Source organism: Anderseniella sp. Alg231-50 (assembly GCF_900149695.1).
Classification (GTDB): domain Bacteria; phylum Pseudomonadota; class Alphaproteobacteria; order Rhizobiales; family Aestuariivirgaceae; genus Anderseniella.
Map to the genome: position 1 here is coordinate 2,530,402 of NZ_LT703003.1, position 24,593 is coordinate 2,554,994.

Consider the following 24,593-nt stretch of genomic DNA (forward strand, 5'->3'; position numbering starts at 1 on the left):
GTCTGGCAACCCATGTTTTATCGAGAAAACATATTATTAAGTCAGCCTTGCACAAAGTGACAAAATATAACATGGACTGAAAGAAAAAATTACGTCAAACACTGTCCATGTCTATTCGCGTATTGAGAACACTCATCGCAGTGGAAGAACACGGCACGTTCAGCGCGGCAGCCGATGCTGTTTTCGTAACCCATGCCGCCGTCAGCCAGCAGATGAAAACCCTGGAGGAAGAATGGGGCCTGGCTGTTTTTGACCGGAGCAGGCGCACTCCTGTGCTGACCCCCACCGGCCGGGCCCTTGTCAGCAAGGCCCGCGAAGTAGTCGCTGCTTATGACGCGCTGGTGCCGTCAGTTCTGGGCGATGACGGGTTGCGCGGAAAACTGACGCTTGGTGCTGTTCCGACCACGCTGACAGGGCTCACGCCCACAGCAATTTCCATGCTCAAGGAAGAGTTCCCCGACCTGCACGTCAGTGTTTATCCCGGATTGACCAATGAACTGCTGCTACAGGTCGAACGGGGAAATCTTGATGCCGCTATCGTTTCCAAACCCAACCTGCTGCCACGCAGGCTGAGCTGGCAGGACATTGCGACCGAACCAATGCAGCTTCTGGCTTCCGCCGAAACCGACAGCGACGATCCTGTCCACCTTCTGCAAAACAATCCGTTCATCCGGTTTTCCAGAAATGCTGTGGTAGGCATGATGATTGAGCAATGGTTGCAGGCCCGGAAAATTGAAGTGAACGACACCATGGAGCTGGAGGGTCTGGAAGCCATTTCCAGCATGGTGCTGCGCAATCTTGGCGTCTCCATAGCACCCAGGAGTTGCGTTCCGTCCATGAACCAGTTGCCGTTGAAACGCCTGTCACTGGGGCCGCATGCGCCGGTTCGGCAATTGGGCCTCATCAGCCGTGACGACAGCGCAAGAACCCGTGTGATTGACGAAATGCATACCAGGCTCCTGACAGCAGTTGCGGCCAACGGCCGGCCGGACAGTTCAACTGACGGGTGAAGCGCATCAATTACCGGTACACGTAGATCGGGCTGGTCCAGGCACGCGTGCCGTCTTCCTGTGTCAGGCGGACATAAATCGGATTGTCGCCGGCCTCTTTCAGATCAATCTTCCGGGTGAACCTGAAGCTGCGATGGTTATTTTCTGCCGGCAGACGATAAACTTTCACAAAACGCGGAAGGTCACCCGAGGCGTCATGGAGGGTGTCTTCAAGACCGATATCTGCAATCGCCTTCTCAAATTTGATCAGCGGGGTATCGAACTTGAGTGTGCCATCGTGCGCATTTTCCAGAACCAGCTCAAAGCCGCCAGAGTTGCCGGTCGTCAGCGCCTTCCAGGAAAGCACATTACCCTCGCGGTCAAGCGTCTTGTCACGGTTCAGGAAATTTATCGCGCTACTGTCGGTGACAGTGTTACCGGAAATCTCGGCGCTGCCGTCCCAGATCACTTCGCGGAAACGGCCACGATATTCCGCGCCTTCCCACTGAACTCTCAGCCGCGCGCCCAGATCATCATCGCCATATGGCCGCACGGTCTCGATCAGGTCCACGCCATTGAAAATATCGACGCGTTCGATCGGCGACGTGGTTTCCAGGGCCACGCTCAGGTTCATTTCACCTGATGGCAGGTGCACGATATCCCCCATCAAGGCTTTGGTTGTGGCAGTGCCCGCAGGCTTGTCAAACAAGGCCGGGTCATCATGGTACATGGTTCCCGTATCGCTGAACGAACCTTCCATATCGATGATCATCCGCCCATTGGCACCGCCAGTGCTGCCGTAATGCCGGCGCTTGCGCATGCAGTCCAGCAGTGATTCCCGGTCCAGACTGTCCATCAGGAAGCAGGTCAGGCCACCAATGGCACCGAACTTGCCGGCACCGGGGTAACTTGCGCCGGGGCGTCCCTTGTGGCCGTCAGAGTTGGCTACAACACCGACCCGGTAGCCCAGCTTGAACGCATCATGCAGAATCCACTCAAAGCTGCCCCAGGAGGAGTGCACTTCAACAGATTTCTCAAACCGGCCGTCATGGGCAACGGAAATGTCTGCATAACGCCCACCGCAGTGGGCATACATCACCACATCCCACTCCTGGTTCTTCGCCAGGTCTTCGAAAAGTTTCTGGCACGTCAGTGCGTCTGTACCCTCGGTATCGCCGCCGTCGATGAGAGCATGCGATGAGCGCCGGATAATGCGGTCGTCGGTTGGAAAGAAGATGTTGCGGTCACCGCCGAGAGATGTGTTTCCCGACCATTCATAACCGGGAAGAGCAACGAACCTGCCCGGCATATCGTGTTTCGCAGTCAGTGCATTCAGCTCGGCCCAGAACTCGTCGGTGATTTGAAAATCGTTCCCCTGGTGTGCACACGCATCCACAAATGCCAACTCACGGGCAAACGTGAAATACTGATCCGCTGATCCGGTACCAATCGTCTCTTCCGATTGCCCGTGCACGTCGCCCCAGAAATGCACCAGATCGGTGTTCTCGACCATCAGCGGGTTCGAGCTGGCAACAATGTTTCCGCCTTCATCCAGAAGACGCACCGCAACTCGCCCGGGATCGGAGACAGTCAATGCCGGAATCTCGAGTTTGAATCGGCCCGGCTTGAGACGCACGGTTTCCGGAAGCCCGTGAATGATCCCGTCGGCTTCAACTGTCAGGTGCGTGTCGCACTTGTCTGAAGGATTACCCCACTTGTCTTCACCCTTGAGTTTCAATGCAAACTCCTCGTTCACACGTCGACGCGTCGGCAATACCGCGACGAACCGCTCCGGAGCGCCGGGAACGATGGAAATCATCGGTTGCACCGGAAGCGGCTGGAAGTTGAACGTGGCAATCGGGTCCACCAGCACCCGGAATTCGAACGTGTCTTCGCAGAAGGTCTGCAGTCGCATGCCGGGGCCGCCCTGGTCGGTGACGCCGAAGCGGATGGTGATGGTATCACCCTCGGTCAGGTATCCTCTGACAACCTTGATCCAGAGCGTGCGGTCCCACGGACGGACATTGGCCTTGGCATCCCAGCGCACCTGCAGGACAGCACCGTTTGAAGCCTCGACCGTAGTGTAGTTGGGACCGGATGGATCATCGAACTGTGGATTGCTCTGGTCGGAAGCGAAGCGAAAACAAACACGCAGGCTGCCGGAGTCGTCGATGCCAAACAGCCCCGCCGTATAGATCAGTGTAAAAGAGGCATTGGAGCCCGCTTCGAACTCGCCATTCGGTGTGATGGTCGCACTTCCCAGCTGCTCTACCGCAATTGCATGACGCACAACGCCACTGTCGATGTCGGCCCAGGGGGTCTCGGACTCGTGAGATGACATAAATCGGTCCTTTGTATTTTCTGTTGTTCGGGAGAAGTCGGTTTGTTCAGTGGTGCCGCAGCAGACGACCACCTTGACCGGAATGTTTAAAGGCAGCGGCAAGCCTGTCGTTTGATCAGCCGATCAGTTCGTCACTCTTGTCGTCGGTTTCGCCGAACCGTTTCAACGTCGCGGGTTTTGTGCCCTCATAGGCCTTGTGCAGGTTTTCAGAAATGCGTTCGTTTTCCCGTTCGAACAGGCAGTTGCCCTCAAGGTCCGATGCCACGATAAACGGCCCCATCCTGTTGCAGCGGATCACCCACATGGCCTGCGCCAGGCCAAGTTCTTCGTTCCAGTGAACCGCTTCGACATTCTCAACCCCGCGCCCCAGCAGCGCACCGGTGCCATAGCCGACCGTGCTCAGATAGATCGCTCCGTTGGGCACAAAATAGCTCTTGTAATCCTTGCTGGTCATACCGCCCTTGCCGATCACCAGCTTGGCGCCGGACTTGGCCAGCCATTCCGGCAGCCATTTGGCAAACCGGAACGATGCGGTTGCCGTCACCGCCCCCATTTCAAAACTGCCGTCCGTGTTGATCCGGGCCGCAGGCGAACAATGAAAGTTCGCCGCACTTTGCGATGGCAGTTCCATCGGAATGTTGGCCTTATCCTCAAGCGCGCGCTTGTAGACACCTTCGCGCGCCGTATACATCAACCCGTCCAGGTAGACGATGTCACCCAGGCGCAGGTCGGCCAGCGCTTCAGCACTCGGCGTCGTGCTCAGGCGGATTTCTCGTGGCTTGCGGGCATTTCCCATTCCACAGTCTCCCGGCGTTGATAATCAGTGAACCATTCAGGGTCGGTGCGGTGTTCCACACGCCCATCGGCGAAAACCCGCGCCACCGCCCGGCGCGATGACAGGCAGAACGCATGCACGGACATCTGCATGCCGCCGGTATGGCAGTAGCCCACCTCAATATGGGTATCGATAACCATGGATTTGCCGACAAAACCCATCGCGCCCATGCCAATGGAATTTCCCAGTTCGGTAAACTCCAGCTCCAGCTCGGCGATCTTCGGGTCGGAGTTCCTGTCGCCCACCGTGCGCAGGCAGGCGGCGCGCTTGCCCAGCACCATGCAGGTATCCTTGCAGCCACCGAGCCCAATACCGATTATCGCCGGCTGGCAGGCCAGGCCGCGCTTGCCGAACGCCACCAGGCTGTCGAGGAAAAACCGCTTGATGCCCTGAATGCCGTCGGACGGAAACAGCATGCGGTAGTCGGTGCCGAACAGGCCGCCCTTGTGCACAGTGATCAGGTCGATCCACTCGCCGCCCGGCTCGTAGGCATATTCAATCTCCGGCGCGCCGATGCCGACATTGTTGTCATGGTCGGTACGCCACAGCGGATGCACCCGGTTGGGCCGCAGCGGCACGCCATTGGTGGCGTTGGCCGTGGCGCGGCGCAAGGCGGCTTCCAGCGCAACCGGACCGCCTTCGACCTGGGTCTCATTGCCCATTTTCACGTACCAGCGCGGCGTTCCGGTATCGCCGCACATGGCGCGTCGGTCTTCCTTGGCCGCCTTGTAGTTTTCCAGCATCGCCTGCAGCACGAATGATGACAGGTCGCCGTCTTCGACACTGGCCGCAGCCTTCAGGCCTTCCAGATAGTCGTCCGGGATTTCAATGGCCGCCTTGTCCATCAGTGTCTCGGCCGTTTTCTGGATCAGATCAATCGGGATCATTGCGCAGCCTCCACCAGTGTTTCCGGCTCGCCGTCAGGCAATATGGTTTCGCCGGGTCTGACGATTGTAAACTGAACTGCCTCACGGACCACATCAACTTTGTCTGCCTGCTTCCGGGCAACCGTGAAATATGAGCTTTCCATCGTGCCGGTGTCGGGAAAGTCTTCGCGGTGATGCGCACCACGGGAGTTCTCGCGGGCCAGTCCGGCTGCGGCGATCACGTCCGACACGTCGCACAGGCTCGCCAGGTTCAGCCAGTCATGCCAGGTCAGGTTGAACGCCAGGTTATCCGATGCCACACCTGTCTCGCGCAGTTCCGATTTTATCTCCGAGATCCGGCGCGCACCGCGTTTCATGCCGGTTGCCGTACGCAGCACGCCAACATCGTCCCACATGGTTTCCTGCAGCTCATGACGCAGTCGCTGCACATTGCCGGGGCTTTTTGAAAACGGCAGTTGCGCCCGCTCGATTTCCGCAGCCAGCACTGCTTCATCGGGATCACGCAATGCGCTCATGTTCCGGATATCGGCGCCCATCACATCGCCGGCAACACCGCCATAAACGGTTGAATTGGCAACTCCATTGCCACCCAGCCGGTTGGAACCGTGCGCGCCACCAGCATCTTCTCCGGCAACATAAAAGCCTTCCAGTTCGGTACGCGTATCTTCATCGACCACGACACCGCCCATGAAATAGTGCGCCGTCGGCACGACTTCGACCAGGCCTGCTGCCAGGTCAAAACCGCTGTCTTCGCAACGCTTCACCATGCCCTTGAATTTCTTGCGCACAGTATCAGGTCCAAGATGGCTCATCGAAATATAGACGCCGCCGTTTTTGGACGAGTTGTTCTTGCGCATCTCCGAGTAGATACTGCGGCTGACGACATCCCGGGTGGCGCGCTCACCCAGGTCATCATAGTCGAACATGAACCTTTGTTCGGCGCCGTTGAGCAACTGTCCGCCGGCTCCGCGCAGGCCCTCCTCCAGAACGGTGCCGGTCATCTTGGTGTGATCTCCCGCCAGCAGGCCGGTGGGGTGGAACTGCACCATTTCCATATCGCGCAGGGGCAGTCCGGCGCGCAAAGCCATGGCAAGCCCATCCATGGTCTTGTCGCCGGACGGTGTGTTGTATTTGTACATGGTCGGCCCGCCACCGGTGCCCATCATCACCGCCTTTGCCCGTACAAAGCGGAATTTGCCGGTCCGCATGTCGATGAACAGCACACCTGCGATGGCCGAACCGTCCTTTGTCGGGATCAGCCCGATGGCGCGATGCTCCTGCAGTTTTTCAACGGGCCGGCTGAGCACCTGTTCCATCAGCCGGTTGATGATTTCAATACCGGTCAGATCGCCCTTGTGAACGGTTCGGTCGGCGGTCTGGCCCGCGAACGCCTTCTGGTGCAGCGAGCCGTCCGGGTTGCGGTCAAAGAAGCAGCCCACTTCATTTTCCAGCTCACGGATCCGCACCACTGCCTGTTCACACAGTTTCCAGGCCATATCCTGGTTGGGCAGCCACTTGCCGCCGTTGATTGTATCCATGAAATGGCGTTCAACCGTGTCGCCGCCTCCGAGCGCCACATTGTAACCGCCCTGCACCATGCGGGTGCAGCCGCATTTGCCGATAAGGCCCTTTACCGCGATGGTGATCTTGGTGCCAGGCGCGGCTGACTGTTGTGCATGCAGGGCCGCAAACATGCCGGCGCCACCAGTGCCCAGGATCAGGATATCGGTGTCATGGCGTTCAATTGGGCTGGTCGAATTCATGTCTATATCGCCCTCAGCAGAAACACACCGGAGATCAGGAACGAGACCGCCGCCGCCCCGGCCGCAAGTGTCTTCTGCCGGTCTGACCAGGGCAGCCACTCGAGCGCCATCAGCCGCAGGCCGCCAAACATGTGCAACGCCAGCAGGAACACCAGTCCGAACTCGGCAAATTTTACGACCGCCAGTTCCGTCCACCTGAAAAACCCGTCGAGACGTTCAGGATCGGTCAGGGCCAACGCCAGCGTGTAGAAGTGCACCGGCAGGAACAGGGCAAGCCCGACACCCGAAATGCGGTGCAGGATGAAAGCGTACCAGAGCGCGTGAGTGCGGTGCGGGCGTATCATGACAAGGTCACCGCCATGACCGCGCGCGCGCCCAGCAGGAACAGGCCGGCCGCGGTTGCCCATGTGAACATCTCCAGAAGCGCACCCTTCAGGCCCACGACTTCATGGACAACGACGCGCAACCCGATGCCCGCGTGGATCGACACGGCGACAACGAAGGCACCGTAAAACAAAAACCAGGCGACGCTGCCTTGTGTGCGTCCCAATATCTCGGCTGCCGACAACCCGCCCTGCACCGCATAGATCATCACAGCCAGGTGTCCCAGCACCAGCGGCGCCATCGCCAGTGCAGTAATGCGCTGAAGCATGTAAAGCCTGACCGTCAGCATGCTATTTCCTCCCCTTGAAAAAGGAGAACGCCGACGCCCGCTTCAAGCCTGCGATCGCCGCCATCGGATTCAGGTCATTGGGGCAGTAGTGACTGCAACTGCCCTGGCTGTGGCAGTTATGGCACCCGCCCCTGCCTGACACGGCATCGAGGATGTTCAGCTTGCCGTCGTCCTTGGCGTCATTGTACAGGGTCCACGCCCGTAGCAGGGCGGCCGGTCCGAGATAGTCTGCATTGCCGGCCACCGTATCGCAGGCGGCATAGCACACCGAACAGTTGATGCATTCGATACCCTTGTTGGCTTCCAGGCGCGAGGCATCTTCAGGGTCAATCTGCTCGATCGCATCGTCGCGCGTCCTTGACGGATGATGCACGCCTTCAGCCGCAACCCACTTGTCAAAGAACGGATCCATGTCCGTCGCAAGGTCCTTGATCACCGGCAGGTTACGCAACGGGCCAATGCTGATCCTGTTGTCCTTCAGTGCAACCTTCACATGGGTGCGGCACGTCCAGCGCGGCACGCCGTTGACCATCATGGCGCACGATCCGCACATGCCGACACGGCATGCATAGCGGTAGGACAGCGTAGGGTCACGGTGCTGCTGGATCCACGTGACCACGTCCAGAATGGTCTGATTTTCCTGGGCCGGAACCTTGAAGTCCTCGAACCGGCCGGATGCACTGTCACCGCGCCAGACCGAAACCTCTAATTCAACAGGGTCGGACGACAAATCACTGCTCCGTTGCTTGGATATGCACCATCATCCGTCTATCTATATGTATATGTTTTTCTAACGAAAAGAGATAAAAACTAACTCCAAATATAAATTTACCTTACATGAAAACGCCCTCTGGCACACTCCCATTGTTCTCTCAGGACAACTGACGCGCGTCCGTGAAGCTCAAGAACAGGGGATTGCCTCCGGCAGACAGGCTATTCTGCGGCCTGCCGGGAGGCCTTGCCGGATGTCGCGGTACCACGAACCCGTTCAAAGGTCTTCTCAAACAGGCTGCCATAACCCGGCGCGACTTCATGCATGTCAAGAATCCTCAGGCAATCGGCAAATGTCGCCTGATTCGACGAGATCACCGGCTTGCCCAGTTCGGCTTCCAGCCCGGCAATATTCTCGATGGTTCTGAACCCCGTACAGGAGATGAAAACGGCTTCAGCCCGATCATTGTCAACTTCCAGAGCCCGCTTGAAGGACACTTCCGGCTCACATTCCTGAATGTCAGCCGTATCGGTAATACCTCCGCCTTGCCAAGCCGTAACCTCAAAGCCGTTGTCATTCAGGTACTCAACCTCAAGCTTTGTCACCTCGTCCGTATAGGGTGTGGCCAACGCTATGCGGGAAACGTTCAACAACCGAAGGGCCCGCACCACAGCTGTCGTGGTGGTAGTGGCTGCGATACCGGTTTCGTCCTCGATCATCTTGATCAGCCGGTCGTCATATCCCGCCCCGCCGACGAAGCTTCCCGACGTGCAGGCAAAGGCGATGACACCGAGCCGCGTCTGGGCGATCTGACGTGCCGAACGGGCCGTATCGTTTTCCATGGCCAGCAGGCTGTCCGGCGTGACGTCCTTCAACTCCACGCGGTTGGCATGGGTCGACACGCCATCAGGCGCCATGCGTTGAAACTCCGGCTCGACAACCGAGTTGCCGGTTGGAACCATAAGGCCGATGCGTCCACGCCTTCCGTACATAACACGTCTCCTTGCTTGCTATTCCGCCGCTGTTTCATGGGACAGCATGTCTGTCATCACATTGTCTTCTATGCCTATCTGCAAGGCATCGTTGAACCGGTTGAAGAACCCGCACAAGGCAATGCGCAAGGTCAGTTCGACCACCTGCTCTTCGGTAAAGTGCTGTTTCAGATCCTCGAAGATCTGGTCCCGCATATACTGGAAATTATTGGTCACCTGCACCGCGTAATCGCGCACCAGCATGTCCACTTCATCAAAGCCCTCGACTTCCGGCTCCAGGATATTGTCGACCGTTTCTGGGCTGAGGCCCTGTTCAACCAGCCGCGGCCCGTGATGCTTTACACAATATGTACATTCATTGATCTTGGAGACCACCACCACCGCTATTTCGAGATAGCGCTTGGGAAGAACTTTTTCTTCGGAGAGTTCCAGCAACAGTCCCATTATGTGTTTTACCGCCGGCGGGCGATGCGCAAACACTTTCACCTGGTTCAGAAACGGGCCGTACTCCGTGGCGTACCGGTGAAATATCGGCTGTACATCTTCAGGCAATTCTTCCATTTCAACATCGCGTACGCGTGCCATGTAACTGCTCCTCGTTGAAACATTTCGATCATGTGGGCCAGGTGGATGTTTCACCACCCGGCCATTTTTCGTGTTTTCAGAATTCCAGGCGTTCGATCACGACATCCTTGCCGTCCTTGATTTCGGCCAGCTGGAAGTCACGGCCAAGCACCATGCCTTCCTTGTCGAATTCAATGCTCGAACTTGCACCGGAATAATTGATCTCCTTGCCTGCGCGAATGGCTTTGAGACCTTCAGTCACATTGTAAACCGTTTCCTTGCCATCGCCGGTAGTGACCTCCCAGATTGCCTTGGACACCTTGTCAGCATCGGTTGAGCCGGCCTTTTCAATCGCCAGCAGCAACACCGACATCTGGTCACGACCTGCAGTGCCGAACGGATGTTGGACACCATCAGTTGGTTCAAGACCGGTTTCAGTCACATACTCCGCATAGGCCGGGCTCTTGATTGGCGGCACGGGAAGCCCGTGAATAATGCCGTTGGCTGCTTCACCAATGGCTTCCTTGAACTTTGCGCCGGTCGAGATCGACACCGAAATCACCTGGCCTTCATAACCCTGCCGGAAAATCTCCTTGTACACGGATGTGAAGTCGGTGACGTAGGACGGAATGAAGACCGCTTCCGGGTTCTTCTCGATCAGCTGGGTTACCTCGGAACGATAGGACGACTGGCCACCATTGTAATAGAAGGAGTCCTGCAGCAGCTTGTCCTTGCCGACGATTTCGGTGAACCCATCCATCATCGAGCGGGTGAAGTCGTTGTTCAGCGCCATCAGGTTGAAGGTCTTGAAGCCACGCCGCAATGCCAGGCTGGCAATCGCCCGTCCCCAGACCGGCGACAGCGCCTGGAAGTTGAACACATAGCCCTTTTCGTCGCGGACCGGGATGTCGGCCGATGAAGACGTACACATCTGGATGACGCCTGCTTCCTGGCACTTCGGCATGATGCCCAGCGTTACCGATGACGACCAGGTGCCCAGAATGCCAACGACCTTGTTGACATTGATCAGCTTGTCGGCAGCGCGCACCGCGGTTTCCGGGTTGGTTTCGGAGTTTTCCTGAAAAAGGTTGATGGTCGTGCCGAGCACGCCGCCCTGGCTGTTCACCAACTCAACGACACGCTTGTGCGCCGAAGTGATCTTGGGGCCGAACGGACCGCCGCCGCCGGTGTTGGGCGTCAGGCTGCCGACATTGATCGGATCAGCCGCGCGCGCGATATTCGGTGCGAACACGCTGGCCGCGGCAATTGCACCGCCTGTTATCAAGGCACTGCGGCGTGTGATTTTGCTACTCATTTTTTGATACTCCCTGTTTCAGTTTATTTTGCGTTTTCAGTAGAAGGTTGCCGCTCCTGGTCAGCTGATGCAGCGGCAAACGAGAATTTGGGTTCCGGTATCAGGCCCCTCGGACGCACGCGCAGTATCGCGATCAGCAGAACACCGATAACGATAATGCGGATGGCCGAGAGCTGTTCGGCGTCGAGGAAGTCAATGAAGTCTCCCAGAAACCGTGATCCTTCCAGAATGGTCATGACCACACCGGCTCCCAGTAAAAGCCCCCAGTTATTACCTGCTCCACCGACAATGACCGACATCCAGATGAAGATCGCGACCATTGGCATGAAGACTTCAGGACTGATGTTCTGCACGTAGTGCGCGTAAAGCGCACCGGCCAGTCCCATGAAACTGCCGCCCAGCGCGAACACCTGTATCCGGTGCCGCAACACGTTCTTGCCCAGCACTTCGGCAACCACGTCGTCTTCGCGGATGGCGCGCAGCGTCCGCCCCATCGGAGATCGCCGAATACACTCAACGATCAGGAAAACCACGGCTACCGCGAGCGCCACCAGCGCCAGGTAGACCAGCGGATAGGTTTCGCGATCAAACATGTCGGCAAACGGGCGGGCATCAATTTTCAGGCCGCGCGGCCCTTCGGTGATCTGGTCTTCATTCAGAGCGATCAACCGCACAATCTCGCCGAAGCCCAATGTGACAATGGCAAGATAGTCCTCTCGCAATCGCATCGACAGCAGGGCAACCAGGCCGCCCGCAATCAGGCCCGTCACACAGCTCATTGCGATGGTGATGCCGACCGGCCAGCCCAGCTTCACTGACAGCAGGCCGCTGGTGTAGGCGCCGAGCGCATAAAATCCGGCAATGCCGAAGTTCACCATGCCCGTCATGCCCCACTGCAGGTTGAGAGCCAGCGCCAGGATCATGAAGAAGCCGACAAATGTGGCCATGGATATCAGGTATGCACTCATTTCTTGATCTCCGGCTGGCCGAGCAATCCGTGCGGACGGATCAGCAGCAGCACCGCAATGATCACGAACCCGACCCCGATCTTGTAGGAGCTCGGCAACACCAGCACTGTCAGTTCCTCCGCCAGCCCCACCAGCAAGGCGCCGAGCATGGCGCCGTAAGGCGACCCGATACCGCCCAGTATCGCTGCCGCAAAAATCGGAATGGTCAGATACCATCCGACCAGCGGCTCGATGACCAGGTCCAGCCCGGCAAACACCCCGGTCAGGCCGAACAAGGCGCCGCAGATGAACCAGGTGAAGGCAATGACATAGGAGGTGTTGATGCCGCGCACTTCCGCCAGTGTCTCATTGTCTGCGGTGGCGCGCATGGCCTTGCCGATGCGGGTGTACTGCAGCAGCAGGTGAATGGCGATGCCGATGACGATGGTCATCACGATGATGTCGATCTGCTCGCCGGTAATGCGCATGCCGGCGAACTTTATCGGCCGTTCGAGCGGCAGGTCGAAACCACGCACATCCGCGCCGTAGAACAACCGGATGATATGTTCGATAATCAGGGCAAGCGCGATGGAGACCACCAGCAGGGTTACCGGTGTGTGGCCGCGCATCGGCTTGAACACGAAAACGTCCGACAACCAGACCACAACGGCCGTGCCGGCCATCGCCCCGAGGCCGGCGACCCACATGGGCAGTCCTGCCCCGACATTCAGCGCATAGGCGATAAACGCACCGACCGTCACATAGGCGCCAATGGCAAAATTGGGAAACCGCAAAATTCCGAACAGCAGCGAGAATGCGATTGCCGGTGGTGCGATGAGTGAGGCATTCACGATGCCGTTTATGATCAGTTGACCGTTCATTGCCGTGTTCCCAGATAGAGTTCGGAGACTTCGCTGGAATCCAGCAATTCTGATGCGGGCGCCGACATGGCGACCTGACCCGCGGCCATGACATAGCCATGATCGGATATCTTCAGCGCCTGCATGGCGTTCTGTTCGACCATCAGCACCGCGATGCCGGTTCGGTTGACCTGCTTGATGGTGTCGAACATCTGCTCGACCATGGCCGGAGACAACCCGGCAGAAGGCTCATCCAGCAACAGAACTTTCGGCTCGACCATCAATGCCATGCCGAAAGCCACCATCTGCCTTTGCCCGCCGGACAGGTTGCCCGCGCGCACCTTTGCCCGCTCCCTGAGGATCGGAAACAGGGCACAGACTTTCTCGTAGCGGCCATCGAATTCATTCGGCTCGATCCAGGAGCCCATCTGCAGGTTTTCAGTGACGGTCAGCTGGCGGAAGACATTGGCTTCCTGCGGCACGTAAGCCACGCCGCAGCGTGCGATCTCGCTCGCCGGTTTGCCGCCGATTTCCACACCATCAATGCGGATCGAGCCTTCGCGGCGCGTCAGCACGCCGGCGATGGTCTTGATCATGGTGGATTTGCCGGCACCGTTGGGGCCGATGATCGTCGCAATCCGCCCGGCGCTGACATTGACATCGACACCGTGAACGATGTCACCCCTGCCATAGCCCACACAGACGTTTTCAGCTTCCAGCAGGTACTCAGCCATCGAGCGAGCCTCCCAGGTAGGCTTCGATCACCCGCTTGTCTTCCCGGATGACGTCGAACGAGCCTTCTATCAATCTGCTGCCCTCGGCCATCACGATGACCGGATCACAAAGTCTGGCCACCATGTCCATGTCATGCTCGACGATGAAGAACGTCTTGCCGTGATTGCGGTTCAGGTCGACGATCATGTCCGTGAGCGTGCTCATCAGCGCCGGGTTTACGCCGGCACCGGGTTCATCAAGCAGGATGACGTCACAGTCGATCATCAAGGTACGGGCCAGTTCGAGGAGCTTCTTCTGCCCGCCGGACAGGTTCGCCGCATACTCGTCCTTGAGTTTTTCAAGCCGTGATATCTTGAGCACCTCGCAGGCGCGCTGAAAAACGTCCCTGTCACTGGACCTGACCGCGGCAGGCTGGAGAAACAGCGGCAGCAATTGTTCGCCGAGCTGCAGTTGCGGCGACAGCATCAGGTTTTCAAGAACTGTCAGCCGCCCGAATTCGCGTGACAGCTGGAATGTGCGGATCATGCCGAGGCGCGCTCGCTTGTAGGCATCAAGCCGGCTGACATCCTGACCGTTGAGCATAACGCTGCCGTTCTTTGGCCGATCGACGCCACTGACCAGATTGAACAGGGTTGATTTGCCGGCGCCATTGGGGCCGATCAGGCCGGTTATCGAGTTGCGCTTCAGCTCAAATCCCATGTCGACAACCGCGTGCACGCCACCAAAACTGCGCGACAGGCCTGATCCCGACAAAATGATTTCCGACGCCGATGGCTCTGTGGCGGGAACTGCGGCCGGCATGTTCATGAGCCTACAACCTTCAGCTTGAGCTTGCCGGGCTCCGGCAGTAATGACTGCTTGTCGCCGGAATCGATAACCTGCTGCAGCATGATCTTGAACGTATCTCGGATTGCCTGCGTCATTGCCGGGTCGGGATGCATCTGTTCCTGCAGCTTCAGCCCCCTGATCATGCAGGTGGTCATGGACACCAGAACCCGGCGCTGGTCCTGCGACAGGCCGGATCCGGCAAACGCCTGGTCGGCAATTTCATCATAGGCCTTGAACAGGTTCTGAAGATGACCTGAAATGCGTTCGCGCAGTTCATCGTGGGAGCGCGCAGCACTCATGAGATCAAGGGTCATGGTCACTGAATTGTGCTGGAACACCCTGTCCCAGACGCCTTCGACAAACCCGTCAATATCCAGCTCGCCACGGCCAAGCGCGCCCGACAGTGTCTGCACCTCGACAATCGCCTGGCGCCAGACCTGCGCTGCGGCATCAACAATCAGATCGATCTTGGCCGGGTAATGATGCAGCAGCGCACCGCGCGACACACCTGCCTTCTTGCTGATTTCCGTGGTGGTGGTATTGACATAACCACGGTCCGCGATGAGCGAAATCGTGGCCGCGCGCAGTTTTGCAGAGGTCTCGTCACGGCGTTCTTCCTGCCGTTTTCGAACTTTTTCCATAACCACCCTATCAGCCCCGGCCCTTTTTATTGTTGAAGCCTATGCCGAATTCCGCCTCAATGTCCACAAACAATCAGTACTGTTTGTTTGTGTGTATAACTCTCACCTCCCATGTTCGCCTGGCTGGCAACGCTGCCGGCTGTTACTTATGGTGAGGTCCAAAGCCGTTCTGTTTCCAATCCGGAGAAGCCAAATGAGTGACATCAACGAGGGTCTTCAGTCCTGGCAACTGCGCACCAACCACAATGCCATGATCGAGCATCAGTGGAATGAGCGCCCTGCCCCGGAACAGACCGTTGCTCTCAGTTATTTTGGCAGTTCGGCCTTCAGGATCACGTCTCCTTCCGGCATCACCGTCATGCTGGACCCGTGGCGCAACCTCCCGACACGCAGATGGGACTGGTACTTTTACGATTTCCCGAAAACCGCAGTCGACATCGGTGTCGCGACACATGCGCATTTTGATCATGATGCATTGCACCGCCTGGATGCCCATGTGCTCCTCGACCGGCTCATCGGGGTTTATGAGTTTGCCGATGTGCGCATCACCGGCATTGCCGACAAGCACGCCACCGACAGTTCAAGCGCCAGCTATGATTTCAAGAAGATCATCAGGGAATTCGGCAATGTCGATATCGAACCGCCAAACAACCCGCGCTCCTGGGACAATTGCCTGATCATCGTCGAAACCGGCGGTTTGCGTATCCTGCACTGGGGCGATAACCGGCACAATCCGCCGGACGAAGTGTGGCAGGCGATCGGACCGGTTGATATCGCCTTGCTGCCGGTCGACGAGTCCCAGCACGTCATGGGTTTCCAGCACACCGAGGCGATCATCGACCGTCTGCAGCCCAAAGTAGTGGTTCCGCATCATTACTACATCTGGGATGTCGTCCAGCGCTCAAGCACGTTGATGCCGGCAGAACCCTGGGTGCGCAGGCAGCAGCACACGCGCTGGCTGGACAGCGCCACAACGCAGTATTCTGCCGGAACACTGCCCGCCGATGCGCCCACCATCGACTACTTCGGTGACCATGTCGCTTTTGACAAGGCCAGCTGGCATGACAGCAAGGGCGGATAGCCCGGCATGATGGCGTTTGATCTGCGTCAAGAAATCACATTTGCCCACGACCTAACATGGCAGCCATCGTCAACATTGAGGTGGCCGACATGTTTAAAACAATCATCGTTGCAATTGATGGATCCGAACAGGCTGAGCATGCGCTGGCAACGGCTTGCGACATTGCCGGCAAGTACAAGTCGAAAATTCATCTGGTTCACTCCCCGGAAGTGGAAACCACCGCAATCGCCGTCGGGTCTGGCGCCGTGGCCATTGCACCCAGCCCGGAAAAAATTGCCGAAGCGGGAAAGCAGGTCATGGAGCAGGCCGCGAAACAGGCCGAAGCCCAGGGTTGCACGCCTGCTGAATGCATTATCGGCAATGGCGACCCGGCAGACGAAATTCTGCAACAGGCCGAAAAATCGAAAGCAGACCTGATTGTGACAGGCCGCCGCGGCCTTGGCGGGCTGGCCAGCCTGTTGCTCGGAAGCGTATCACACAAGGTCAGCCAGAATGCTCCGTGCACCTGCATGACCGTAAAATAGCCGGAAAACACCGGGGGAAGCCTGTGCAGACCGCGTTCCGCCCTGTCAGCGGATGCATCGGCACGCTCGCAAACCCTTGTCCTAAAGCTGATTGCAAATTTTTCTCAAGGCAATGTCGATTTCAATGATCGCCGTTCGTCTGGTATGTACCAGGGCACGACGCGCCTGGTTCATCGCAAGGAGAAAACAAAATGCAGTACATGCTTCTCATCTATTCCGCAGATGGTTCAGGACCTCAACCGGGAACGGATGAATTCGGCCCGTTCATGAAGGGCTATGTCGACTTTACCGAACAGGTGAAACAAGAGGGTAAATTTGTCGCCGGGGATGCTCTGCAACCGGTGGCAACCGCCACCACGGTTTCCGTGCGCAGTGGCCAGGCGGAGACCATGGACGGACCGTTTGCCGAGACCAAGGAACAATTGGGCGGGTATTATCTGCTCGACTGCGAAGACCTGGACGAAGCCGTAAAGTACGCCGCAATGATACCGACCGCCGAGCATGGGCGAATTGAGGTTCGCCCGGTCATGGTATGGGACAACTAGCCTCAGGTACCTGACAGGCTTCGATCACCGATATGCTGCCCCCTCTCACACTGGAACGAACGATTGACCGGACGGTCCGCGAAGAGTGGGGGCGCATACTCGCTTCTCTCGTCAAGACGGTTGGCGACTTGCAATTGGCGGAAGACAGCCTGCAGGACGCCGTCGTCGCAGCCATGCACCACTGGCAGAAAAACGGCCTGCCGAATTCACCGGCCGCATGGCTGATTGCCGCGGCCCGCAGGAAAGCCATTGACCGGCTGCGCCGCGACCGGAACTTCGCATCCAGGCAAGACGAGGTAGCGTACCTCATGGAGCTGGACAACAAAGCACTCGGCGACGGTGATGCAGAAGTGATCCCCGACAAGCGGCTGGAGATGATTTTCACATGCTGCCATCCTGCGCTGCAGGAAAAAACCAGGGTGGCTCTCACCCTGCGTACCCTTGGCGGCCTGACCACCGAAGAAATTGCGCACGCGTTTCTCGACAGGCCGGACGCCATGGCGCAGCGCCTTGTCCGGGCAAAAAGGAAAATCTCGCTGGCCGGCATTCCCTACAAAATTCCCGATAGCGACGTTCTCCCCGAACGCATCGCATCGGTTCTCAGTGTTATCTACCTGGTCTTCAACGAAGGCTACTCTGCATCCGCCGGTGACCATCTGACACGCACTGACCTGATCGAGGAAGCCACCCGCCTGGCCCGCATCGTCCGCCAGCTCCTGCCGGATGACACCGAGGTCGGCGGCCTTCTCGCGCTCATGCTCCTGCATGATGCACGGCGCGCAGCTCGCACCGGCAGCCGGGGCGAATTGATCCCGCTCGAGGCGCAACCCCGTGCGCGATGGGACAAGGCAAAAATTTCCGAAGGAGCCGGCATTCTGGAAGTGGTCTTGCCGAAACGGCGCCTCGGTCCCTACCAGTTGCAGGCTGCCATCAGCGCAGTGCATGCCCAGAGCCCGTCTTGGCAGGAAACCGACTGGCCGCAGATAGAAGCTCTCTACCAATTGCTGCATGAAATTCAGCCGTCACCGGTCGTTCGCATAAACCAGGCCGTTGCGGTTTCCTACGCCCGGTCCCTGGAGGCAGCGCTGACAATGCTGGATGACGCGGCAGGCGAGGGCACGCTTGATGCCTATCAGCCCTACTTTGCCGCACGGGCCGATATGCTGGCTCGTGCCGGCAGGACGGAAGACGCCATGGCGTGCTTCAATACCGCTATCGACTTGTCGGACAACCGGCTGGAAAAGGCCTTTCTGCGCGACAAGGTTGCGCACCTTTGAACGGCGGCAGTTTCAACACCGGCCCTCATGGCAGATAATGCGCGACTCTCGTTTTCCGCGTCAAGCAATTGTAAACATGGCAATAATTCCGCCCGCTTGAATCAAGACTTCATCAATCCGGCAACACGTACAAGCAAGTTAAAACCCGTGCTGCAATTCACGCCTGACCCTGGACAACACCGAACCTGCGGTCTCGCCCGACAGCGCTTCGTTCAGAATTTGCACAGCGTCTGCCTGGAACTCCGGAAACCGGCGCGCCAACTCGCAAAAGCCACTATATGCCCACGCCCTGACGAACTTGGCGTCATCCGCCAGGCAGTGCCGGATGAACGTCTCTACGGTGCGCATTTCGGCTTGCGCAATCGGCATTCGCGGCATGCATTGCAGGATGTGCAGCCTGGCATCCCATGGAACCAGACCCGGTGTTTTCCTGTAGATCGCGGCCACCAGCTTCTCGTCAACCGGCTCTCCGCCTTCATCGAAATGGTGTTTCAGCAACCAGGTCGCTCCGCTTTGCAATTGCGTGTCATCAAGCATGCCGACAAGGCCGGCCAGGAATCCGGGTTGTTGATGATGCTGGTCGAACAGGTCCGAAATGAAATCCTTCGACTTTCGGTCCCACCGTCCAAGTTCGTCTTTCAGTGGCATTCCGGCACCCTCCCCCGAGTTTGGCTCAAGCAACCACGCCGTCAATGCGCCTGAACAACAGTCGGATCTGTTTTTCAGTTTCGACGATTGCAAACAGAATGACACCGGTTGCCACAATAAGCATACCGTCGAAGAACGACACGGCCCGTGTGGAAAAAACCTCCTGCAAGGGTGCAATATAGGTAATCGCAAACTGCAGGGCAGCAACGCCGATTACCGTAGTCCAGATTATTCTTGTTCCGCGCAACCCTTTCCAGGTCAGGGATGTTCCGTAAATGTTGCGCACAAAAAACAGGTGGAATATCTCCATGACCACCAGCGTGTTCATCACCATGGTGCGCGCCAGTTCCACTGAATACCCGCGGTCGATCGCATAGGCATAAATCCCGAACACACCACACAGGAACAGTATCGACACCAGTACAATGTGCCAGGCCAGCCCGCTGTTCAAAAGCGGTTCGCTTCTGGGTCGTGGCATTCGCCGCATGGTGTTGGCTTCAGTTGGTTCAAAGGCCAGCACGATCCCCAAGGTACTTGCGGTGATCAGGTTGATCCAGAGGATCTGCAGCGGCGTGATCGGCAGTGTCATGCTGAACAGCAGCGCCACGATTATCACCAGAGTTTCCCCGGCATTGGTCGGCAGCGTCCAGCTGATGACTTTCTGGATGTTGTCATACACGGTACGCCCTTCGCGCACGGCGGCAACTATTGAGGCGAAATTGTCATCTGCCAGCACCAGTTCAGCCGCCTCCTTGGCTGCCTCGCTGCCCTTTTGACCCATGGCGATGCCGGTGTCTGCTCGCCGCAGCGCCGGCGCGTCATTGACCCCGTCACCGGTCATGGCAACAGTCATGCCGTGCGCCTGAAGCGCCATGACCAGCCTGAGCTTGTGCTCCGGGTTGGTGCGGGCAAAGACGTTGGTCTGCAGTGCCGCACCGGCCAGTGTGGCATCATCCATCAGGTCCAGGTCCGAACCCGTCAGAACGGTTTCCGGGTTGCGCAGGCCGACCTGCCGGGCGATTGCTGTTGCCGTACCGGGATGGTCTCCCGTAATCATCTTTGTCAGTATCCCGGCCCCGTCGCACTCCTTGACCGCTTCAATTGCCTCCGGGCGCGGCGGGTCGATCAACCCGACCAGTCCCACCAGGACAAGTCCGTCCTGAACACTCGCGACACCCAGTGTGGTTTTCCCGGCCGGCACCGGTTTCATCGCGACTGCCAGCACGCGCTGGCCCAGCGCGGCAATCTCCCGGGATTTCTCGTTCCAGTATGCCAGCTCAAGCGCCACGGCCTTGCCCGCGCCGGAGCGCTGCTTTGCGCACATGGACAATATCTGTTCAGGCGCGCCTTTCACCGCAACCAGTGCAGAGCCTTCCCGGTTGTGGTTCAGCGTGGCCATGAACCGGTGTTTGGCGTCAAAGGGAATTGCATCAGTGCGTTTCCAGGTGGTGGTTTCCCGGGCAACCTCCATGCCGGTTTTGGCCGACAGCACCAGCAGCGCGCCTTCCATGGGATCGCCTTCAACCAGCCATGTCCCCTCGTGATGGCGCAGTGCTGCATCATTGCACAACGCGGCGGCGCGGCTAAGCTCCTGAAGAACTGCATGATCCGAGCCGTCCACTACTGCACCTTGCAGTGTTATGTGCCCTTCTGGTTCATAGCCGTCACCTTCCACCGTGAAGACGTTTTCGTGGGTCACCACGGATGCCACCATCATCTCGTTGCGGGTCAGGGTGCCGGTCTTGTCTGTACAGATCACCGATACCGAACCCAGGGTTTCGATAGCAGGCAGGCGGCGGACAATGGCATTGCGGCGCGCCATGGCCTGCACGCCAACGGCCAGGGTAATGGTCAGCACCGCCGGCAGGCCTTCGGGAATGGCGGCCACCGACAGCCCTACCACCACCATGAACAGCTCATTAAACTCCAGATGCCCGACGAAATATCCGAATGTCAGCAGCGTCGCTGCCACGATCAGGATGAGGATTGTCAGCCAGCGCGCAAAGCCGTCCATCTGCCTGACAAGCGGCGTGGTCAGTACCTCGACATTGGAAATCATGCTGCTGATGCGGCCGATCTCCGTCGTCGCTCCTGTCGCGACAACAACAGCCTTGCCGAATCCACTGGTGACCAGCGTGCCGTTGAACGCCATGCAGGTACGGTCTCCCAGCATGGCGCCGGCTGCGACGGGTCCGGTGTGTTTTTCCACCGGCACTGACTCGCCGGTCAGGATGGCTTCCTGAATCTGAAGCCCATGAGTTTCCAGCAGGCGAACATCCGCGGGCACCTTGTCTCCCGCTTCCAGCAGGACAACATCTCCAGGCACCAGCAAGTGCCCTTCAACACTTTTGCGCCGTGCATCACGCATGACGGAAGCACGAAGCGCCAGCATGCGGCGGATGGCGGTCATGGCCTTCTCGGCCTTTCCCTCCTGAATAAAACCAATTGCCGCATTGGCCAGCACCACGGCCAGGATGGCGATCGTGTCGATCACGTGGCCCAGCAACATTGTGATAGCTGCCGAGCCCAGCAGCACGTAAATCAGGACATTGTTGAAGTGCAGAACGAAACGGTGAAACGAACTTCGCGACCTGGGCTGCGGCAACCGGTTGAAACCATATTGTTTCAGCCGCCTGCCCGCCTCGTGGTCACTCAACCCGTCAGGCGATGTGCCCAGCCGTTCAAGAACCGCACCGGCTGCAATTTCATGCCAGTCTTTGTCAGTCTGTTCGATTTTCTGGTGGTTCACTGGTTTGATCGTGTTCATTCATCAAGGGTGACGCCGGATACAAAACCCGACGGCTTGACCGCCAGTACGGAGCAGGATATCTGATCCAGTATGGTCTCCGCCGTGTTGCCCATTACCAACCCGGAAACCCCGGTACGGGCAACCGTCCCCATGATCACCAGGTCTGCCTGAACGTCGGAAACCAGCTTGGGTATCTCAGTTTCCGGGTCGCCCTGGGGCAGGTGCGTTTTCAGGTGCACGCTGTCTGCAACACCCTCACCGGCCCAGCCTGCCGCATCATTCATAAGTCGTTTGAGCCAGCCTGTGTGAGTGCGCTTGACCGTTGTGACATATGCATCGATCTCGTCCTGGGGAACGTTGGCCCGTGCCCGGCTGTAAGGCGACAGGAACGGCGGATACCATGCGTGCCCGACATGCAGGCGGGCGCTGTTGTCAGCGCACAGGGAAAACGCCAGTTCGAGTATCTGCCGGTTCAGCGCATCCTTTGCGGGCGGCTCGCCGCCGAGGTAATCAAGGGACGTATCGACATCCGCGTCGACCGCTGCAAGCACATTGTCGAACGCGCCATAGGTCTCGCCCTTCGACAGCCACACCGGACATGGACAACTGCGCAGCAGGCGCATGTCCAGCCGTCCGAACAGCTTGTCCAGGAAACCGCTTGGGCCAATTGGCTTGATGACGAGATCATAGTCATGTCTCAAAACTTCCCGCACCACCTGGATATGCGGCCTGCCTTCGATGACCTTCGTATTGAGGCTGCCTTCAGGGCTGGCGGTCCCGGCCAGTTGCTGCAATTGCTCTTCCGACTCCTTAACCCAGCGTGACTGCAGCAACAGCGAAATATTGGAGGCAAACGTGACCGCCGGCGGCTCCAGCACGGTGAGGAGATCAACCTTACCGTCGCTGTTGCCTGCAATATTCAAGGCCAGTTGCAGGGTCTGCAACGCGGTCGGCGAATTCTCCTCGTGGACATACAGGATCTTTCTGAACCGTCGCATTCCTCTCTCCAGCAGTGACTTGTGGCAGCAAAAGCGTCCACCGGATCCGGTGTCTGCAAGTTCACCTTGAGCGCCATCACCACTGTGCGCCTTGACTTGCGTCAATCATCAACCGGCAATCGGGTCACAACACCTTCAAGGACTGTTCCATTGTTTCCTCCAACACACCGTCAGCGTTGATCCTGTGCCAGTTGACCGGCCCGGCACGGTGCCTCAACTGATGGCGAACCACATCCGCAGTGGCATCGGACGCATCGCCCTGGCGGGCAGTCACCCGCGCGACGAGGTGTTCTTCAGCGGCTTCCAGCCACAAGCCGGCAAACGAGGCGCCTGCCTCCTCCGCCACCTGTTCAATGGCAGAGCGCTCGGTCTGATGCAGGAAAACTGCGTCAACAATAACAGTATGGCCCGCCCGCAAGGCGATCGCGGCCTTGTGCAAAACGCGTCCATAGACGGCATCGCTGGCCTCTTGCGTGTAGGTTTCCTTCGGCAATCTTGTTGTTTCGGCGACATCGAACAGCTGTTTGCGTTCAATGTCGGTTCGCAGGTGCACGGCACCGGGGCTCGGGACAATTCGCGCCGCCAGCGCTCGCGCCAGGGAAGTCTTGCCGGTGCCCGACAATCCGCCGACGGCGATCAGTCGGGGTTTGCGGGATGCAAGATATCCAGTTGCCTCGCAAAGATAGGAACTGGCGTCGACAGCGGTTTCAGATGGCCGTCCGGTCCTGGATGATTGCTGCAATCGCGTCACCGCAACCATGGCCCGCACGCCAGCCCGGCAGGCCATGAAAAGCGGCAAGGCCTGCAATCCCGCCAGATGATCAGCGTTTCCGGACAGGGACAGGTACCGGTTCAGAATGCGGTTTGCATGACCGTCTTCTCCAAGATGCCCCAGGTCCATCAGCAGAAAGGCCAGGTCGTACAGAACATCAACGGTCGCAATCTCGTCGTTGAATTCTATGGCATCAAACAAAACCGGTTCGCCGTTCAGGACGATGATGTTGGACAGGTGCAGGTCGCCATGACAGCGCCGCACATACCCTAGCCTGCCGCGCTCATCCAGCAACGCAGAGGATTGGCGCAGCGCGGCGTTCGCGGACTGCTCAAATCGACGTATTTCAGCTAACGGCAGGAACTCTGCTGCTTCATCAAAGGCATCACACAATTCATCGACGATGGCAGTCATTCTGCCGGCAGCACAGTCATCGCGAACAACACGCGCTTCGCCCTGATACCTGCCAATCTCATCCGCCAGACGGTCCAGGTAGTCAGCGCTCACTCCATCGGTTCTGATCACATCACCAAGCAGCGAGTTGTCCGGAAAACGCCGCATGTGCAGCACCCATTCCACCGGCTTTCCGGCTCCGCCGAGAGCAAGATCACCGCTTGCCTCGCGGGTGATCACAATAACATCCAGGTAAATCTGGGGAGCGTGAGGCTGATTGATCCGCAGCTCATGTTCACAGGCCGCCTTGCGCTTTTTCACAGTACCGAAATCCAGATACGGAAAGGTGACGGCCTTCTTGATCTTGAAGGCCTCGTTCTCGGTCAGAAACACCATGGCCGCATGGGTTTCTATCACTTCAACTGATTGCACGAGCCCCGCATAAGATGACGCATCGCGAAGAAAGGTAATTACCTCGGCTTGGTCGGAGACTTCATCGTTTTCAGCAACTGCCGGGTCCATCG

24 protein-coding genes are annotated in these 24,593 nt (G+C 58.2%); 5 read left to right on the plus strand and 19 right to left on the minus strand.

From position 1 onward, the window contains the following. Nucleotides 1–107 precede the first annotated feature (107 nt). Nucleotides 108–1,010 carry a LysR substrate-binding domain-containing protein gene (locus DHN55_RS11995; protein ID WP_108881494.1) on the plus strand — a complete coding sequence of 301 codons (903 nt, stop codon included), beginning with the start codon at nt 108–110 and terminating at the stop codon, nt 1,008–1,010. Between the two features lie 10 nt (nt 1,011–1,020). Here DHN55_RS11995 and DHN55_RS12000 read toward each other — a convergent pair whose 3' ends face one another. From DHN55_RS12000 to DHN55_RS12070, 15 genes are all read right to left on the minus strand, one after another. Continuing rightward, nucleotides 1,021–3,330, minus strand: a complete 2,310-nt coding sequence (locus DHN55_RS12000; RefSeq protein WP_108881849.1) for a DUF3604 domain-containing protein — start codon at nt 3,328–3,330, stop codon at nt 1,021–1,023. A gap of 115 nt (nt 3,331–3,445) precedes the next feature. Next, nucleotides 3,446–4,126, minus strand: coding sequence for a fumarate hydratase C-terminal domain-containing protein (locus DHN55_RS12005; protein WP_108881495.1), 681 nt, complete (start codon nt 4,124–4,126; stop codon nt 3,446–3,448). Beyond that, entirely contained in the window at nt 4,090–5,052 is a 963-nt protein-coding gene (locus DHN55_RS12010; RefSeq protein ID WP_108881496.1) for a fumarate hydratase, read from the minus strand. Before DHN55_RS12010 ends, DHN55_RS12005 begins: the two co-directional genes overlap by 37 nt. Then, entirely contained in the window at nt 5,049–6,815 is a 1,767-nt protein-coding gene (locus DHN55_RS12015) for an FAD-binding protein (RefSeq protein ID WP_108881497.1), read from the minus strand. The genes DHN55_RS12010 and DHN55_RS12015 overlap by 4 nt, the downstream gene beginning before the upstream one ends. A 2-nt stretch (nt 6,816–6,817) precedes the next feature. Further along, the gene (gene sdhC, locus DHN55_RS12020; RefSeq protein ID WP_108881498.1) at nt 6,818–7,159 is read right to left on the minus strand and encodes a succinate dehydrogenase, cytochrome b556 subunit; all 342 of its coding nucleotides are present in this window, start codon (nt 7,157–7,159) and stop codon (nt 6,818–6,820) included. After that, nucleotides 7,156–7,488, minus strand: a complete 333-nt coding sequence (locus DHN55_RS12025; RefSeq protein ID WP_108881499.1) for a succinate dehydrogenase — start codon at nt 7,486–7,488, stop codon at nt 7,156–7,158. Before DHN55_RS12025 ends, sdhC begins: the two co-directional genes overlap by 4 nt. 1 nt (nt 7,489) lies before the next feature. Continuing rightward, complete coding sequence (locus DHN55_RS12030; RefSeq protein WP_108881500.1) at nt 7,490–8,218, minus strand: 2Fe-2S iron-sulfur cluster-binding protein; 729 nt, start codon at nt 8,216–8,218, stop codon at nt 7,490–7,492. A gap of 203 nt (nt 8,219–8,421) precedes the next feature. Beyond that, nucleotides 8,422–9,192, minus strand: a complete 771-nt coding sequence (locus tag DHN55_RS12035) for an aspartate/glutamate racemase family protein (protein ID WP_108881501.1) — start codon at nt 9,190–9,192, stop codon at nt 8,422–8,424. 18 nt (nt 9,193–9,210) lie between these two features. Next, nucleotides 9,211–9,777, minus strand: coding sequence for a carboxymuconolactone decarboxylase family protein (locus DHN55_RS12040; RefSeq protein ID WP_108881502.1), 567 nt, complete (start codon nt 9,775–9,777; stop codon nt 9,211–9,213). 76 nt (nt 9,778–9,853) lie between these two features. Further along, nucleotides 9,854–11,071, minus strand: coding sequence for an ABC transporter substrate-binding protein (locus DHN55_RS12045; RefSeq protein WP_108881503.1), 1,218 nt, complete (start codon nt 11,069–11,071; stop codon nt 9,854–9,856). Nucleotides 11,072–11,094: 23 nt separating this feature from the next. Beyond that, nucleotides 11,095–12,039: an ABC transporter permease subunit gene (locus DHN55_RS12050; RefSeq protein ID WP_108881504.1), complete on the minus strand. Its 945-nt coding sequence runs from the start codon at nt 12,037–12,039 to the stop codon at nt 11,095–11,097. Beyond that, nucleotides 12,036–12,899 (minus strand): ABC transporter permease subunit, encoded by an 864-nt coding sequence (locus DHN55_RS12055; RefSeq protein ID WP_108881505.1) that lies wholly within the window; start codon nt 12,897–12,899, stop codon nt 12,036–12,038. Before DHN55_RS12055 ends, DHN55_RS12050 begins: the two co-directional genes overlap by 4 nt. Next, nucleotides 12,896–13,612 carry an ATP-binding cassette domain-containing protein gene (locus DHN55_RS12060; RefSeq protein WP_108881506.1) on the minus strand — a complete coding sequence of 239 codons (717 nt, stop codon included), beginning with the start codon at nt 13,610–13,612 and terminating at the stop codon, nt 12,896–12,898. Before DHN55_RS12060 ends, DHN55_RS12055 begins: the two co-directional genes overlap by 4 nt. Continuing rightward, nucleotides 13,605–14,420 (minus strand): ABC transporter ATP-binding protein, encoded by an 816-nt coding sequence (locus tag DHN55_RS12065; RefSeq protein ID WP_337660204.1) that lies wholly within the window; start codon nt 14,418–14,420, stop codon nt 13,605–13,607. The genes DHN55_RS12060 and DHN55_RS12065 overlap by 8 nt, the downstream gene beginning before the upstream one ends. Then, nucleotides 14,417–15,082 (minus strand): TetR family transcriptional regulator, encoded by a 666-nt coding sequence (locus tag DHN55_RS12070; RefSeq protein WP_108881507.1) that lies wholly within the window; start codon nt 15,080–15,082, stop codon nt 14,417–14,419. Before DHN55_RS12070 ends, DHN55_RS12065 begins: the two co-directional genes overlap by 4 nt. Nucleotides 15,083–15,275: 193 nt before the next feature. Here DHN55_RS12070 and DHN55_RS12075 point away from each other — a divergent pair, with 193 nt between their 5' ends. The 4 genes from DHN55_RS12075 to DHN55_RS12090 all read left to right on the plus strand — a co-directional run bounded on the left by DHN55_RS12075 (nt 15,276) and on the right by DHN55_RS12090 (nt 18,509). Continuing rightward, nucleotides 15,276–16,163, plus strand: a complete 888-nt coding sequence (locus DHN55_RS12075) for an MBL fold metallo-hydrolase (protein WP_108881508.1) — start codon at nt 15,276–15,278, stop codon at nt 16,161–16,163. Between the two features lie 89 nt (nt 16,164–16,252). Then, on the plus strand, nt 16,253–16,687 hold the full coding sequence (locus tag DHN55_RS12080; RefSeq protein WP_337660205.1) for a universal stress protein: 435 nt from the start codon (nt 16,253–16,255) through the stop codon (nt 16,685–16,687). 191 nt (nt 16,688–16,878) lie between these two features. Beyond that, nucleotides 16,879–17,232, plus strand: a complete 354-nt coding sequence (locus DHN55_RS12085; RefSeq protein ID WP_108881510.1) for a YciI family protein — start codon at nt 16,879–16,881, stop codon at nt 17,230–17,232. A gap of 32 nt (nt 17,233–17,264) precedes the next feature. Continuing rightward, complete coding sequence (locus DHN55_RS12090; protein WP_108881511.1) at nt 17,265–18,509, plus strand: DUF6596 domain-containing protein; 1,245 nt, start codon at nt 17,265–17,267, stop codon at nt 18,507–18,509. Nucleotides 18,510–18,647: 138 nt separating this feature from the next. On the opposite strand, the gene DHN55_RS12095 is transcribed toward DHN55_RS12090, so the two are convergent. The 4 genes from DHN55_RS12095 to DHN55_RS12110 form a co-directional block, all read right to left on the minus strand. After that, entirely contained in the window at nt 18,648–19,157 is a 510-nt protein-coding gene (locus tag DHN55_RS12095) for a hypothetical protein (protein WP_108881512.1), read from the minus strand. Between the two features lie 25 nt (nt 19,158–19,182). Then, complete coding sequence (locus tag DHN55_RS12100; protein WP_108881513.1) at nt 19,183–21,924, minus strand: HAD-IC family P-type ATPase; 2,742 nt, start codon at nt 21,922–21,924, stop codon at nt 19,183–19,185. After that, entirely contained in the window at nt 21,921–22,904 is a 984-nt protein-coding gene (locus tag DHN55_RS12105; RefSeq protein WP_337660206.1) for a universal stress protein, read from the minus strand. Before DHN55_RS12105 ends, DHN55_RS12100 begins: the two co-directional genes overlap by 4 nt. Nucleotides 22,905–23,028: 124 nt before the next feature. Beyond that, complete coding sequence (locus DHN55_RS12110) at nt 23,029–24,591, minus strand: AAA family ATPase (protein ID WP_108881515.1); 1,563 nt, start codon at nt 24,589–24,591, stop codon at nt 23,029–23,031. Between the last annotated feature and the right edge of the window lie 2 nt (nt 24,592–24,593).